The sequence below is a fragment of the Saccharopolyspora antimicrobica genome (assembly GCF_003635025.1).
Lineage (GTDB): Bacteria > Actinomycetota > Actinomycetes > Mycobacteriales > Pseudonocardiaceae > Saccharopolyspora > Saccharopolyspora antimicrobica.
Window position 1 is genome coordinate 2,017,444 of record NZ_RBXX01000002.1, and the last position, 13,296, is coordinate 2,030,739.

The following is a 13,296-nucleotide window of genomic DNA, read 5'->3' on the forward strand; positions in this document are numbered from 1 at the left end:
TCCGCCTCTCCGCGATTCACAGTGGTGGTCGCTTTCGGTGTTTGTCTTGCGTTTCGAGGTTTCTTGTGGCTGAGTTGCGTCACGGTCCCCTGAGGTGCGGTTGAGATGTGCTGCGGTTGGCGCGAACACTCACAACTTCTCCTTCATCGGCGGCCACGCTGATTCTGCCGGGCAGGGCAGTCGCGCAGTCACCGTGAACCCCTGTTCCGGCGCCGCGCGGAACGTGCCACCGAGCAGCCCGACTCGTTCGGCCAGCGCCAGCAGCCCGCTACCGCTCCCCGAGACCATCGGTGCGGCGTCGACGGCGGTGTTGTGCACGACGACCACCAGCTCCTCCGGCTCGCGGTCGATCCGGACCACGACCTGCGCGCCGCGTGCATAACGTGCGGCGTTGGTCAGCGCTTCCTGCACCACTCGGTACGCGGCTCGATCCACTGTGGACGGTATGCCGAGCGGTTCACCGCCGCGGCGCAGCAGCACGTCCATTCCCGCACCGCGCGCCCGGTCGACCAGCGCCTCCACCGGTTCGTCCGGCGGGGTCAGGGTTTCCGACGTCTTCTCCCGCAGCATCCCGATCGTCTGCCGCAAGCGGTCGGTGGCCTGCACCGCCGTTGCCCGCAGCTCGGCCGCCGCCTGCCGGTTGGCCTCGGTCGCATCGGCGGCGAGCTCCAGCGATCCGGCGCGCAGCGCGATCAGTGCCAGGTCGTTGCCGAGCGAGTCGTGCATGTCCGAGGCGATCCGGGCGCGCTCGCGCAGGCGGGCGCGCTCGGCGACGAACTCCTGCTCCCGCTCCATCTGCGCGACGCGCTTGCGCCCGGACTCGATCAGCTCGGCCTGCTGGCGGCGGAACCGCCCGGCCAGCCACGGCAGCCCCACGAACACCGCCAGCAGCACCAAGGTGCCGATCCCGCGTCCGGCGTAGATGGCCAGGTCGACCACGCCCGGCACCGCGGCCAGCGCGAACACGACCCAGCCGTGCCGCACCGGGAGGTGCCGGCCGTGCAGGTAACCCGCCACGGCCAGCACCACGAACACCACCTGCCGCCACAGCGGAACCACGTCGAGGTCGAACGAGTTGACCACGCACGCCCCGACGATGACCAGCAGTACCGCTGCGTTCCTCACCAGGTCGACCTTAGAGCGCATCTGCGACTCGCCCCGCAGCTCGCGCGGAACGCAGCCGCACCAACCGGAACGCCACCGTGCTCACCCCGGCCAGCGCGGCGATCAGCAGCGTGACGGTCAGCGGCAGCGGGAAGTACGTCATCTGTGACCAGGTGACGGTGCGGCCGTTGCTGATGAACGAGACCAGGTCCGGGTAGGCGACGAAGATGGCGAGCGGGATCAGCAACGGCACCACGCGCAGGCCGATCAGCCACCCGGAACGCCCGGCGCGCTTGGCCGCCCACCGGCGGGAGCGCACCGCGCCGAGCACGCCCAACCCGACAGCCACCAGCGAAATCGCTCCCAGCACCAGCTCGTTCTGCTGCCTGCCGTTGCTCAGCTCAGGAGGCGTCTTCCCCTCGCTCAGCGCGACCAGGCCCATGAGGATGTCGTAGCTGCTCTCGTGCAGGGAGGCGCCGTTGGTCATCACGGCGAAGCCGTAGCCGGTCTCCGGCACGATCGCCTGCATCGCGTTGTAGGTGAACAGGTTGCCCGCGTGCATCAGCATCTCCGGGCCGCCTTCGGGATGCTCGACTCCCCAGCCCATGCCGTAGTCGTTCACCGCCGACGGGCTGTGCATGAGCCGGAGGCTGTCCGGGGTGACGAGCTGCTGACCTGCGCCGTTCTGCGAGATCAGCCACTTGCCCATGTCCGCGGCGGTGGTGATGACGCCGCCGCCACCGCTGTCGTCGTGGAAGCCCGGCATCTCGGCACGGGGAATCCACGCGCCGAACAGCGAGACGTAGCCGTCAGCGGGGCGCACTTCATCGACGCGGCTCGCACTGGTGCGCATCCCGAGCGGGCCGAACACGTGCTCGCGGAGGTAGTCGCCGAACGGCTGCCCGCTGACCACCTCGACCAGCCGGCCCGCGAGGTCGTAGTTGACGTTGCAGTACTCCCAGTGCGTCCCCGGGTCGGCGGCCAGCGAGCCGGTGCTCAGGCGAGCGGTGTAGTCGGCCAGCGAACCGGCCTCTTCCAGCGCGTTGATGTCGATGGTGGTGTCGGAGAAGCCGGAGGTCTGGTTCAGCAGCTGCCGGACGGTGACCTGCGCCGCGCGCGGATCCGCCATCGAGAAGCCCGGCAGCTGCTCGGCGACCGGCCGGTCCAGCGCGATCCGGCCCGAGTCCACCAGCGTCATGACCGCCATCGCGGTGAACGACTTGCTGACCGAGGCCACCCGCATCGGGGTGTCCGCGGTCATCGGCCGGCCTTCGGAGTCGTGGCCGTAGCCCGCGGCGTGCACCACCTGGTCGCCCTTGGTCACCACGACCGAGAACCCCGGCAGCCCGGTGGTTTCCAGCGCGCTGGTCAGGTAGTCGTCGATGGCCGGATCGGCCTGCGCGGACGGCGTCGCGGCCAGCCCGATGGCCGCCGCGAGTGCGATGATCATGGCTTTCACGACTGGAAACGCTATGGGTCCGGGCACCCTCGGCGGATCGACCGACCGGCCACGACCACCCCTGTCGAAAGGCATAGAAAAGCCGGGCGCACCACGCGGTCCGCCCGGCCTCAGGTGCTTCTCGTCAGCTGCCCGGGTCCAGCTCGCGGGCGACCGCGCGCACGACCTCACCGATGCGCTTGGCGACCTTGCGGTCCGGGTAGCGACCGCGGCGCAGGTCGGGCTGGATCTTCAGCTCCAGCAGCTTGATCATGTCCTCGACCATGCCGTGCAGCTCGTCGGCGGGACGTCGGCGGGCCTCGGCGACCGAGGGCAGCGGGTCCAGCAGCTTGACCTTCAGCGCCTGCGGACCGCGGCGGCCCTGCGCCATGTCGAAGTCGACGCGCTGGCCGGTCTTGAGCGCATCCACGTCGGAGGGCAGTGCGGAGGCGCGCACGTAGACGTCCTCCCCACCGTCCTGGGTCAGGAAGCCGAAGCCCTTGTCCGCGTCGAACCACTTGACCCTGCCGGTCGGCACTGTCCTCACCGTTCCCTGTCGATGCACTGGCCCGCTCGCAGGCCTCCGTCGTTGCGTCTCCGTCCGTCGCGCGGAGCCGAACAGCCCCGGCACGACGAAAGCGCCCCGACTACGCTTCGCAATGGGACGTGCCGGGACGCGTTATTCAAGCGTACCGCGTACCTGCCTGGGAAGACCCGGCCTTATCGAGCAAGGGTCGCTGCGGCACCCGGCGCAGTGCCTGAATACGCTGCTGGGCATGGCAGCTTCCGTGCGCAGGTCAGCAATTCTCCCGGTCGCGATGGCCATGTTCGCCCTGGGTCTGCTGGCCATCATCGCGATCTTCGCGCTGTTCGCCGTCGGTTACGAGAACCTACCCGTTTGGCTGAACCTGGCGACCCTGCTGTGCCCGGCGGGCTTCATCTACGGCGTGGTCGCGACCGTCCTGCGCAACCGCCGCCGCTGATCAGAAGCGCTGCGCGAGCCAGGCCGGGAATTCGGTGAGGTCGCGCAGCACGACGTCAGCGTCGGTCAGCTGATCGACGTCGAAGGGCCCGGTGGCGACCGCGACGGCAGTGGCGCGCGCGGCCCGCGCGCCGACGATGTCACCGAGGTGGTCGCCGACGTAGCAGTTCGCGCCCTCCTCGCGCAGCACGTCTCCCTTCGCGGCGGCGAAGACGTCCCCGGCCAGCCGGTCCACCTCCCAGCCGAGGGCCTTGAGGTGCAGTTCCGCGTTCGGCTGGTACTTGCCGGTGATCACCAGCGTCCGGCCGCCCAGCTCGCGCACCGCCGCGAGCGCCTCGGCCGCGCCCGGCAGCGCCGTCGTCGCCTCGACCACGACCGTCGGGTAGACGGTCCGGAAGTGGCGAACCAGCCGCTGCGCCATGGCGTCGTCGAAGCCGTAGCCGCGCATCGAGTCGTACAGCGGCGGGCCGAGGTTGGACGCGAAGTGCTCGCCGTCGATGCTCAGGCCGAACTCGCGGTTGAGCTCCTCGATCGCGCGGACCATGCCGGGGCGCGGGTCGATCAGGGTCATGTCCAGGTCGAAGCCGACGGTCGGTCCGGTGCGCTGAGCTGCCACGCGAACCACCCTACGGAGCGACAGCCGCACCCTTGACGCGGAACTACCCAGTACCGAAAATCGATTCGTAATCCTTCTCACATCCCGGCGAGCTGGAGTCGTTCAATGACGAGCACGTCCGCGCACCACCGCGAAGGTTTCCACTCCCTGCGAGCCAGCGGCCTGAACTGGGACTCCCTGCCGTTGCGGCTGTTCAGCAAGGGCAACGCGAAGTTCTGGAACCCCGCCGACATCGACTTCACCCAGGACGCCGAGGACTGGCAGCGGCTCGACGAGGACGAGCAGCGCAGCGTGGCCGGCCTGTGCGCGCAGTTCATCGCCGGTGAGGAAGCCGTCACCCAGGACCTCCAGCCGTTCATGGCCGCGATGTCCGCCGAGGGCCGCTTCGGCGACGAGATGTACCTCACCCAGTTCGTCTTCGAGGAGGCCAAGCACACCCAGGTCTTCCGGCTGTGGATGGACGCCGTCGGCCTCACCGACGACCTGCACTGGTACGTCGAGCAGAACCCCGGCTACCGGGAGATCTTCTACAGGCTGCTGCCGGAATCACTGCACGCGCTGCACGCCGACCCCAGCCCGGAGAACCAGGTGCGGGCGTCGGTCACCTACAACCACATCGTCGAGGGCACCCTCGCGCTGACCGGCTACTACGCCTGGCACAAGATCTGCGTCAGCCGCGGCATCCTGCCCGGCATGCAGCAGGTCGTCCGGCACATCGGCGACGACGAGCGCCGCCACATGGCGTGGGGCACCTTCACCTGCCGCCGCCACGTCGCCGCCGACGAGCGCAACTGGGAGGTGGTGGAGGACCAGATGGCGCGGGTGCTGCCGCACGCGGTCGCCCAGGTCCAGTGGCGACCGGACGAGGCACCCGAGGTGCTGCCGTTCGAACTGGACAAGGACGAGCTCACCGCCTACGCCACCGACCGCGCGACCCGCCGCCTCGGCGCGATCTCCAGCGCCCGCGGCATGCCGCTGAGCCAGATCGACGTCGACGCCTCCCCGGAACGCCTGGAGGACCAGTTCGGCGAGGAGGACGCGGCCGAACTCGCCAAACTCCGCTGAGAGCACGCGATTTCAATGGAAATCAGACGTCCGATTTCCATTGAAATCGCGCCGATCCCGACGTGCCGTCGGCGTGTCGGGTCCCGACACACCGACGGCACGCAACTTCCATTGAAATCGGACGACCAATTTCAATGGAAGTTGCGTCAGTCCTCGTCGAGGAGGCCCTTGGCGATCTCGCGCATCTCCACCTTGCGGATCTTGCCGGTGACCGTCATCGGGAACTCGTCCACCAGGTGCACGTAGCGCGGGATCTTGTAGTGCGCCAGCTTGCCGGTGCAGAACTCCCGCAGCCCCTCGGCCGTCAGCGGCTCCGCGCCCTCGCGCAGCCGCACCCAGGCCATCAGCTCCTCGCCGTAGCGCGCGTCCGGAACGCCGATGACCTGCGCGTCCACCACGTCGGGGTGGGTGTAGAGGAACTCCTCGATCTCGCGCGGGTAGATGTTCTCGCCGCCGCGGATCACCATGTCCTTGATCCGGCCGGTGATGCTGACGTAGCCGTCGGCGTCCATCACCGCCAGGTCGCCGGTGTGCATCCAGCGGGCCGCGTCGATCACCTCGGCCGTCCGGTCCGGCTGCTCCCAGTAGCCCAGCATCACCGAGTAGCCGCGGGTGCACAGCTCACCCGGCGTGCCGCGCGGCACGGTCAGCCCGGTGACCGGGTCGACGACCTTGACCTCCAGGTGCGGGCCGACGCGCCCGACGGTGGACACCCGGCGCTCCAGCGAGTCGTCGGCGCGGGTCTGGGTGGACACCGGCGAGGTCTCGGTCATGCCGTAGCAGATCGACACCTCCCGCATCCCCATCCGGTCGATGACCTGCTTCATCACCTCCACCGGGCACGGCGAGCCCGCCATGATCCCGGTGCGCAGCGAGGACAGGTCGAACTCGGCGAAGCGCGGGTGCTCCAGCTCGGCGATGAACATCGTGGGCACCCCGTACAGCGACGTGCACCGCTCGGTGGCCACCGCGGACAGCGCCGAGACCGGGTCGAAGCCCTCCGCCGGGATCACCATCGCCGCGCCGTGGCTGGTGCACGCCAGGTTGCCCATCACCATGCCGAAGCAGTGGTAGAACGGCGGCACGATCGCCACCCGGTCCACCTCGGTGTAGCCGCACAGCTCTCCGACGAAGAACCCGTTGTTCAGGATGTTGTGGTGCGACAGCGTCGCGCCCTTGGGGAACCCGGTGGTGCCCGAGGTGTACTGGATGTTGATCGGTTCGTCGGCGGAGAGCTCGATCGCGGCAAGCCGCGACGCGTCCGCGCTCGCTCCGGCCAGCCGCTCCCACTCGGGATCGCCCAGGAACACCACCCGCTCCAGGCCGGCGCACTTCGGCCGCACCTGCTCGACGAGATCGACGTAGTCGGAGGACTTGAACGACTTCGCCGAGACCAGCATCCGGATCCTGGCCTGGTTGAGCACGTACTCCAGCTCGTGCGCCCGGTAGGCGGGGTTGATGTTGACCAGGATCGCGCCGATCTTCGCGGTCGCGTACTGGACCAGCGTCCACTCCGAGCGGTTCGGCGCCCAGATCCCGACCCGGTCGCCCTTGCCGATCCCGGCGTCCAGCAGGCCGGTCGCCAGCGCGTCCACGTCGGCCACGAACTCCCGGTAGGTCCAGCGCCGGCCGGTCGCGCACTCCACCAGGGCATCGCGCTCGGGGAACCGCGCGGCGAGCCGGTCGAGGTTCGCCCCGATCGTCTCCCCCAGCAGCGGCACGTCCGAAACGCCCGAGTCGTAGCTCAGCTGGACGGCATCCACGTCGACTACCTCCCCGACGAACGCGTGAGACGGATCACCCATCTTGTCCCGCGCTCGGCCACCGGACCACCCCCGAACGCGGGTACGGCGCGCACGTTCAACGGAAGCCGAAGATCCGATTTCCATTGAAATCGCCCCCACCGCCAGCGCGTCGGGACCCCGACACGCCGACTCCACGCGATTTCAATGGAAATCAGACGTCCGATTTCCATTGAAATCGCGTCGTCACCGCCGGCAGGGCGTTGGTGACCAGGGTCGACGTAGGGTTCTGGGGTGCGCGTGTTCGTCGTGGATGCCTTTACCGACTCCGCCTTCGCCGGGAATCCCGCCGGGGTCGTGCTGCTGGACTCCCCCGCCGACGCGGCGTGGATGCAGTCCGTCGCCGCCGAGCTCCGGCACTCCGAGACCGCGTTCGTCGTGGTCGGCGGGCCGGCGGACGAGGCGAAGCCGCTGCGCTGGTTCACGCCCACCACCGAGGTTCCGCTGTGCGGCCACGGGACGCTGGCGGCCGCGCACGTGCTCGGCGGCGACCAGCGGTTCGACACCCGCAGCGGCGTTCTGACCTGCACCGCGCTGGCGGACGGCTGGATCGAGCTGGACTTCCCCGCCGACCGGGCCGAGCCGGTGGAGCCGCCCGACGCGCTCGCCGCCGGGCTTCCCGGCGTCACCGTCGAGGCCGCGGCGCAGGCCGCCACCAAGGTGCTCGTGCTGGCCGCGTCGGCGGCCGAGGTCCGCGCTGTGCGGCCGGATCTCGCGGCGCTGGCCACCGTTCCGTCCCGCGGTGTGATCATCACAGCTCCCGGCGACCGGCCGGGCGTCGATTTCGTCAGCCGCGTGTTCTCCCCGCAGGTCGGCATCGCCGAGGATCCGGTGACCGGCTCCGCGCACTGCACGCTGGCGACGTGGTGGGCGGCGAGGCTCCACCGCGACCCGCGCGAGACGACCTTCGTCGGCGAGCAGGCCTCGGCCCGCGGCGGCGTGGTCCGGATGGCGCTGCGCGGCGACCGCGTCGGCCTCCGCGGGCAGGCCGTCACCACCCTCCGCGGCGAACTGCTGGTTTGACGCAAACAAGACACATGAAACCAAACCGGCGCCCCAGGTCGCACGAACGTGATCTTGGAGGTTGCCGGAGCTGCCCGCGGAGATCGCCGAGGCGCTGTGATCCCGGGGTTCCCCTGATTCGCTCCGCACCGGGAACTGGCACGGTGGGGGCATGCGCCTACTGCTGAACGTCATCTGGTTGGTGTTCGGGGGCCTGTGGATGGCCCTCGGATACGTCGTCGCCGGGATCCTGCTGGCGATCACCGTCATCGGCATCCCGTTCGCGATCGCGTCGTTCCGGATGGCGAACTTCGCGCTGTGGCCGTTCGGTCGGCGTCTGGTGGACGAACCGGCCTCGGGTGCGATGGCGGGGATCGGCAACGTCCTGTGGCTGATCCTCGCCGGGTGGTGGCTGGCGCTCGGCCACATCGTCACCGGCATCGCGCAGTGCATCACGATCATCGGGATCCCGCTGGGCATCGCCAACTTCAAGCTGATCCCGGTCTCGCTGATGCCGCTGGGCAAGCGGATCGTGGACGCCGACGATGCGTACGCGTTCATGCGCGGCAGGTGACCTTCGGCACAACGGCGTACGAGAGACCGGCCCGAACGCCTCTCTCCAACGTCAGCCCAACACCGATTTGGGGGTGCCCGTGATCACCGAACTCGAGCTGGAGCGCATCGCAGCAGCCATCGACCGAGCGTTCCGGCACCCCGGGACGGCGGACTGGGCGGCGGTGGAGCGGCTCCGGTTGCACGCCGACCTGCTCGACCGGCTGGCCGCCGCGCAGCGCCACTGGTCCGGTTCGCTGAGCCGGCGCGCCGAGCTGGCGCGGGACGCGGCCGAGCGGATGGCCGACGAGCTCAACCACGTCACCAGCGCCATCGCCGTCGACCTGCCGCACCAGGCCGCCAACCGCTAGCCGCCCCGTCGCGGTTTCCGCTGGTCAAGTGCCGTGAGCACTTTGTGTTGCCAGAGCCACACAAAGTGCTCACGGACCATGGACGACTGAACAGTCCCACAACTGGTCAGGGGCTGAACGGGTCCAAGACGTTGTCGACCAGTTCGGCGACCGAGCCGACCACCTTCGTCGGGCGGTACGGGAACAGCTCGGCGGTCGTCTCGTCGGAGATCCCGGAGAGCACCAGGATCGTCTTCAGCCCCGACTCCAGGCCCGACCGCACGTCGGTGTCCATCCGGTCGCCGATCATCAGCGTGTTCTCCGAGTGCACCCGCAGGTGCCGCAGCGCCGAGCGCATCATCAGCGGGTTCGGCTTGCCCACGTAGTACGGCGCGCGCCCGGTGACCCGCTCGATCAGCGCGGCCACCGCGCCGGTCGCGGGCAGCGTGCCCTCGCGGCTCGGACCCTTCTCGTCCGGGTTCGTGGCGATGAACCGGGCGCCCGCCTCGACCAGGCGGATCGCCTTGGTGATCGCCTCGAAGCTGTAGGTGCGGGTCTCGCCGAGGATGACGTAGTCCGGGTCGCGGTCGGTGAGCACGTAGCCGATGTTGTGCAGCGCCGTGGTCAGCCCCGACTCGCCGACGACGTAGGCCGAGCCGCCCGGGCGCTGGTTCTCCAGGAACTGAGCGGTGGCCAGCGCGGAGGTCCAGATCGCCTCCTCCGGCACGTCCAGCCCGGTGCGCAGCAGCCTGGCCCGCAGGTCGCGCGGGGTGTAGATCGAGTTGTTGGTGAAGACCAGGAACGGGACCTGGTTCTCGCGCAGCGCCGCCAGGAGGGCGTCGGCGCCGGGCACCATGTGCTCCTCGTGGACGAGAACGCCGTCCATGTCCATCAGGTAGGTCCAGGGGGAAGGCTCAGTCACGCCCCAGATGATCCTCCGGATAGCGGGTGGATTGCTACCTCAGCCGCCTTGACGGCGAGCCAGACCTCATCACCGGGGCTGAGCCGCAGGTCCGCGACGGCGGCCGGGGTGATGTCCGCGGCCAGCGAGCAGTCCCGCACCACGCCGCGCACCCGCACGACGTCGCCGCGCGGCTCGAGCCCGGCCAGCCGCACCCGGAGCGCGTTGCGCGGGCTGCCGCCCGGCGGCTCCCGGTGCACCGCCACCGCAGCGGGTGCGAACACCGCCGCCGCCGGTCTTCCCTGGTCGACGTCTTCCGCGATCCGGCCGCTGAGCACGGTCTCGCCGAACTCGACACCGTTCTCCCTGGCCACCCCCGGCACCAGGTTGAGCCCGGCGACGCGCGCGGTGAAGGGCTCCTTCGGGCGGGACAGCACCTCGCGGGTCGGCCCCTGCTCCACGATGCAGCCGTCGAGCAGCACCACGAGCCGGTCGGCCAGCACGACGGCGTCCAGCACGTCGTGGGTGACCAGCACGGTCGGCTTCTCCTGACGTCCCAGTACCTGGTGCAGCAGGCCGCGCATGGCGGGCGCGGCGTCCACGTCGAGCGCGGCCAGCGGCTCGTCCAGCAGCAGCAACTTCGGCTCGGCCGCCAGCGCTCGCGCCAGTGCGACGCGCTGCGCCTGACCACCGGAGAGCTGGCCCGGCCGCCGCCCGGCGAGCTCCGAAGCGTCCACTTCGGACAGCCATCGCGCGGCGATCTCCCGCGCCTCCGCCTTGCTCGTCCCGGCCGCGCGCGGGCCGAAGGCCACGTTCTCCAGCGCGGTGAGGTTCGGGAACAGCAGCGCGTTCTGCGCGAGCAGCCCGACACCCCGGCGGTGCGTCGGCACCGCGATCCCTTGCTCGGTGTCCAGCCACGGCACGCCGTCCAGCTCGACCCGGCCCCGGTCCGGCACCAGCTGACCGGCCAGCACCGACAGCAGCGTCGACTTGCCCGCTCCGTTCGGGCCGAGCACCGCCAGCACCTCGCCGGGCGCGACGTCGAACTCGGCGCGCAGCGCGAACTCAGCCCGGCGGAGCTCGACGTCGGTCCGCAACCCGCTCACAGCCGTCCTTCCACCGCTCTGGGCCGGGCCACCACGATCACCACCAGGGCCACCACCACCAGCAACAACGACATCGCCACCGCGGCGTCCACATCGGACTGAGCGGTGGTGTAGACGGCCAGCGGCAGGGTCCGGGTGGTGCCCTGCAAGCTACCGGCGAAGGTGATCGTCGCGCCGAATTCGCCCAGCGCACGGGCGAAGGTGAGCACCAGGCTCGACCCGAGCGCGGGCAGCACCAGCGGCACGGTCACCCGCCGGAAGGTCAGCCACGGCCCGGCGCCCAGCGTGGCGGCGACCTGCTCGTAGCGGCCGCCCGCGGTGCGCAGCGCGCCTTCCAGCCCGACCACCAGGAACGGCATCGCGACGAACGTCTGGGCCAGCACCACGGCCGCCGTGGTGTACGGCAGGCGGATGCCCACGACGTCGAGCAGCTGCCCGAGCGGCCCGGTGCGGCCGAGCAGGTAGAGCAGGGCCAGACCGCCGACCACCGGCGGAAGCACCAGCGGCAGCAGCACGAACGCGCGCAGCACCCGCAGTCCGCGCATCCGGGATCTCGCCAGCACCAGGGCCAGCGGGCCGCCGAGCACCAGCGACAGGCCGGTGGCGATCAGCCCGGTGACCACCGACAGCCGCAGCGCGTCGAGCGCGGCCGGGCTGAGCAGCAGCCTCGGCAGCTCGGCCGGATCGACCCTGGTCAGCAGCCCGAGCACGGGCAGCATCACCAGCGCCAGCGCCAGCAGCGCGGGCGCCCACAGCACCACCGGAACCTGGGTGGAACGCGATTTCAATGGAAATCGGGGACGTGATTTCCATTGAAATCGCGTCTTCGATTTCAATGGAAGTTGCGGGTCGGTCATGGGGTGCCGAAGCCGTGGCGGGTGAGGATCTCGCGGCCGACCGGGCCGCGCGCGAACTCGACGAACTGTGCCGCCAGCTCCGGCTCCGGAGCGCCGCTCACCGTCGCGATCGGGTAGGCGTTGACCGCCTGCCGCGCCTCCGGGAAGTCGATCACCTGCACCTTCTCCCCGGCCGCCGTCGCATCGGTGACGTACACCAGCCCGGCGTCGGCCTCGCCCGCGACCACCTTCTGCAGCACCGACTTGACGTCGTTCTCCTCGCTCACCGGCTTGACCTGCACGCCCGCCGCCTGCGTCACCTTCCGCGTCGCCGAACCGCACGGCACCTCCGGCGCGCACACCACCACGGCGTGGTCACCGGCCAGATCGGCCAGCGAGCCGATGCCGCCCGGGTTGCCGGGCGGGACCACGATCGTCAGCTGGTTGGTCGCGAAGCTCTGCGGAGCGCCGACGAGTTCGCGCACCTTGGCCATGTTCTTCTCGTCCGCCGAGGCGAAGACGTCCGCGGGCCGGCCCTGCTTGATCTGCTCCGCCAGCGTCGAGGAGCCCTGGTAGTCGAACTGCACCCGCACGTCCGGATGTTCCGCGGTGAACCGGGCACCGAGCTCGTCGAAGGACTCGGTCAGCGACGCCGCGGCCAGCACGGTCAGCGTGCGCTGCTGCTCGGAACCCGCTTGGCCGCACCCGGCCAGCAGCACCAGCGCCAGCAGCGCTCCGGCGACAACCTTTGATGAATGCACGACTCGTTCTGCGTAGCGGTGCGGGTAGCGGAACCTCAGCGCCCGCCTGGACTGCGGGATCTCCTCCTGATGCATGCCAATGCACGGCGTCGGAGCTGTCCTCGCCAGACGACCGCTGAGAACCCGCGGCGGTGCCGGTTGCGAGGGTGGGTTATGCGCCTGCGGAGCATGCGGCACCTTCCAACCGTCACCAGCTGAACCTCGCGGTCTCCTGTTTCCCCAGGACTTGAGCTTCGGCATCATGCCTCTCCCGGCGTCTCCACCACGACGTTGGTCGACTTGACCACGGCCACCGCCAGCACTCCCGGCCGCAGGCCGAGCTCGTGCACCGCCTCCGTGCTCATCAGCGACACCACCCGGTGCGGCCCGCACTGCATCTCCACCTGGGACATCACCCGGTCCGAGAGCACCTCGGTGACCAGGCCGACCAGCCGGTTGCGGGCCGACCGGCCGACGCCGGAGGGGTCGGGCGTGGAGCGCGCCTGGTCGCGGGCGAACTCGGCGAGCTCGGCCCCGTCGACGACGAGCCGTCCGGCGGCGTCCCGCTGCGCCCGCAGCTGCCCGCCGTCGACCCACCGGCGCACCGTGTCGTCGCTGACGCCGAGCAGCCCGGCGGCTTCGGCAATCCGATAGTGCGGCACGAGGAGGACCATACTTCCGCAGCTGCGGATCAATCCAGGGCGGAGCACCCGCGAATCCGGATTCGCGATCTTTTTCGTGGGTTCCTCCGAGCCGGAAACCCGCTGGGCAGAGCGCATTCGGCTGTCCGCACAAATGCCTT

15 protein-coding genes are annotated in these 13,296 nt (G+C 70.2%); 5 read left to right on the forward strand and 10 right to left on the reverse strand.

The features are described from left to right. Nucleotides 1-129: 129 nt before the first annotated feature. From ATL45_RS09955 to ATL45_RS09965, 3 genes are all read right to left on the reverse strand, one after another. Nucleotides 130-1,125: a sensor histidine kinase gene (locus ATL45_RS09955; protein ID WP_093158486.1), complete on the reverse strand. Its 996-nt coding sequence runs from the start codon at nucleotides 1,123-1,125 to the stop codon at nucleotides 130-132. Nucleotides 1,126-1,135: 10 nt separating this feature from the next. After that, on the reverse strand, nucleotides 1,136-2,554 hold the full coding sequence (locus ATL45_RS09960) for a serine hydrolase (RefSeq protein ID WP_093158268.1): 1,419 nt from the start codon (nucleotides 2,552-2,554) through the stop codon (nucleotides 1,136-1,138). Between the two features lie 133 nt (nucleotides 2,555-2,687). Continuing rightward, nucleotides 2,688-3,080: a cold-shock protein gene (locus tag ATL45_RS09965; RefSeq protein ID WP_093158271.1), complete on the reverse strand. Its 393-nt coding sequence runs from the start codon at nucleotides 3,078-3,080 to the stop codon at nucleotides 2,688-2,690. 238 nt (nucleotides 3,081-3,318) lie between these two features. On the opposite strand from ATL45_RS09965, the gene ATL45_RS38365 reads away from it, so the two are divergent. Next, a complete protein-coding gene (locus ATL45_RS38365) occupies nucleotides 3,319-3,525 on the forward strand; it encodes a hypothetical protein (protein ID WP_143121764.1) in 207 nt (68 codons plus the stop codon). Here ATL45_RS38365 and ATL45_RS09970 read toward each other — a convergent pair whose 3' ends face one another. Next, the gene (locus ATL45_RS09970; protein WP_246025259.1) at nucleotides 3,526-4,140 is read right to left on the reverse strand and encodes an HAD family hydrolase; all 615 of its coding nucleotides are present in this window, start codon (nucleotides 4,138-4,140) and stop codon (nucleotides 3,526-3,528) included. It lies immediately after the preceding gene. A 105-nt stretch (nucleotides 4,141-4,245) separates the two neighbouring features. On the opposite strand from ATL45_RS09970, the gene ATL45_RS09975 reads away from it, so the two are divergent. Continuing rightward, nucleotides 4,246-5,205 (forward strand): R2-like ligand-binding oxidase, encoded by a 960-nt coding sequence (locus tag ATL45_RS09975; RefSeq protein WP_093158273.1) that lies wholly within the window; start codon nucleotides 4,246-4,248, stop codon nucleotides 5,203-5,205. 146 nt (nucleotides 5,206-5,351) lie between these two features. Here ATL45_RS09975 and ATL45_RS09980 read toward each other — a convergent pair whose 3' ends face one another. Then, complete coding sequence (locus tag ATL45_RS09980) at nucleotides 5,352-7,010, reverse strand: AMP-binding protein (RefSeq protein ID WP_093158276.1); 1,659 nt, start codon at nucleotides 7,008-7,010, stop codon at nucleotides 5,352-5,354. Nucleotides 7,011-7,241: 231 nt separating this feature from the next. Here ATL45_RS09980 and ATL45_RS09985 point away from each other — a divergent pair, with 231 nt between their 5' ends. The 3 genes from ATL45_RS09985 to ATL45_RS09995 all read left to right on the forward strand — a co-directional run bounded on the left by ATL45_RS09985 (nucleotide 7,242) and on the right by ATL45_RS09995 (nucleotide 8,932). Then, on the forward strand, nucleotides 7,242-8,030 hold the full coding sequence (locus tag ATL45_RS09985) for a PhzF family phenazine biosynthesis protein (protein ID WP_093158278.1): 789 nt from the start codon (nucleotides 7,242-7,244) through the stop codon (nucleotides 8,028-8,030). A 151-nt stretch (nucleotides 8,031-8,181) separates the two neighbouring features. Beyond that, complete coding sequence (locus ATL45_RS09990; protein WP_177242083.1) at nucleotides 8,182-8,583, forward strand: YccF domain-containing protein; 402 nt, start codon at nucleotides 8,182-8,184, stop codon at nucleotides 8,581-8,583. A 79-nt stretch (nucleotides 8,584-8,662) separates the two neighbouring features. Further along, nucleotides 8,663-8,932 carry a hypothetical protein gene (locus ATL45_RS09995; protein ID WP_177242084.1) on the forward strand — a complete coding sequence of 90 codons (270 nt, stop codon included), beginning with the start codon at nucleotides 8,663-8,665 and terminating at the stop codon, nucleotides 8,930-8,932. Nucleotides 8,933-9,038: 106 nt separating this feature from the next. Here ATL45_RS09995 and ATL45_RS10000 read toward each other — a convergent pair whose 3' ends face one another. The 5 genes from ATL45_RS10000 to ATL45_RS10020 all read right to left on the reverse strand — a co-directional run bounded on the left by ATL45_RS10000 (nucleotide 9,039) and on the right by ATL45_RS10020 (nucleotide 13,168). Then, nucleotides 9,039-9,803: an HAD-IIA family hydrolase gene (locus tag ATL45_RS10000; protein WP_177242086.1), complete on the reverse strand. Its 765-nt coding sequence runs from the start codon at nucleotides 9,801-9,803 to the stop codon at nucleotides 9,039-9,041. Nucleotides 9,804-9,829: 26 nt separating this feature from the next. Beyond that, complete coding sequence (locus ATL45_RS10005; protein WP_093158283.1) at nucleotides 9,830-10,918, reverse strand: sulfate/molybdate ABC transporter ATP-binding protein; 1,089 nt, start codon at nucleotides 10,916-10,918, stop codon at nucleotides 9,830-9,832. Further along, on the reverse strand, nucleotides 10,915-11,637 hold the full coding sequence (locus ATL45_RS10010) for an ABC transporter permease (protein ID WP_246025811.1): 723 nt from the start codon (nucleotides 11,635-11,637) through the stop codon (nucleotides 10,915-10,917). Before ATL45_RS10010 ends, ATL45_RS10005 begins: the two co-directional genes overlap by 4 nt. A gap of 134 nt (nucleotides 11,638-11,771) precedes the next feature. Continuing rightward, nucleotides 11,772-12,590 (reverse strand): molybdate ABC transporter substrate-binding protein, encoded by an 819-nt coding sequence (gene modA / locus ATL45_RS10015; protein ID WP_093158288.1) that lies wholly within the window; start codon nucleotides 12,588-12,590, stop codon nucleotides 11,772-11,774. Nucleotides 12,591-12,754: 164 nt separating this feature from the next. Continuing rightward, nucleotides 12,755-13,168 carry a TOBE domain-containing protein gene (locus ATL45_RS10020; RefSeq protein ID WP_439332447.1) on the reverse strand — a complete coding sequence of 138 codons (414 nt, stop codon included), beginning with the start codon at nucleotides 13,166-13,168 and terminating at the stop codon, nucleotides 12,755-12,757. Nucleotides 13,169-13,296 lie beyond the last annotated feature (128 nt).

Bases quoted from the DNA above. Each gene is read 5' to 3' on its own strand.
- ATL45_RS09960 (WP_093158268.1), bottom strand. From the start codon at position 2,554: ATGATCATCGCACTCGCGGCGGCCATCGGGCTGGCCGCGACGCCGTCC.
- ATL45_RS38365 (WP_143121764.1), top strand. From the start codon at position 3,319: ATGGCAGCTTCCGTGCGCAGGTCAGCAATTCTCCCGGTCGCGATGGCC.
- ATL45_RS09975 (WP_093158273.1), top strand. From the start codon at position 4,246: ATGACGAGCACGTCCGCGCACCACCGCGAAGGTTTCCACTCCCTGCGA.
- ATL45_RS09980 (WP_093158276.1), bottom strand. From the start codon at position 7,010: ATGGGTGATCCGTCTCACGCGTTCGTCGGGGAGGTAGTCGACGTGGAT.
- ATL45_RS09990 (WP_177242083.1), top strand. From the start codon at position 8,182: ATGCGCCTACTGCTGAACGTCATCTGGTTGGTGTTCGGGGGCCTGTGG.
- ATL45_RS10000 (WP_177242086.1), bottom strand. From the start codon at position 9,803: ATGGACATGGACGGCGTTCTCGTCCACGAGGAGCACATGGTGCCCGGC.
- ATL45_RS10010 (WP_246025811.1), bottom strand. From the start codon at position 11,637: ATGCTGCCCGTGCTCGGGCTGCTGACCAGGGTCGATCCGGCCGAGCTG.
- modA (WP_093158288.1), bottom strand. From the start codon at position 12,590: ATGCATCAGGAGGAGATCCCGCAGTCCAGGCGGGCGCTGAGGTTCCGC.
- ATL45_RS10020 (WP_439332447.1), bottom strand. From the start codon at position 13,168: ATGGTCCTCCTCGTGCCGCACTATCGGATTGCCGAAGCCGCCGGGCTG.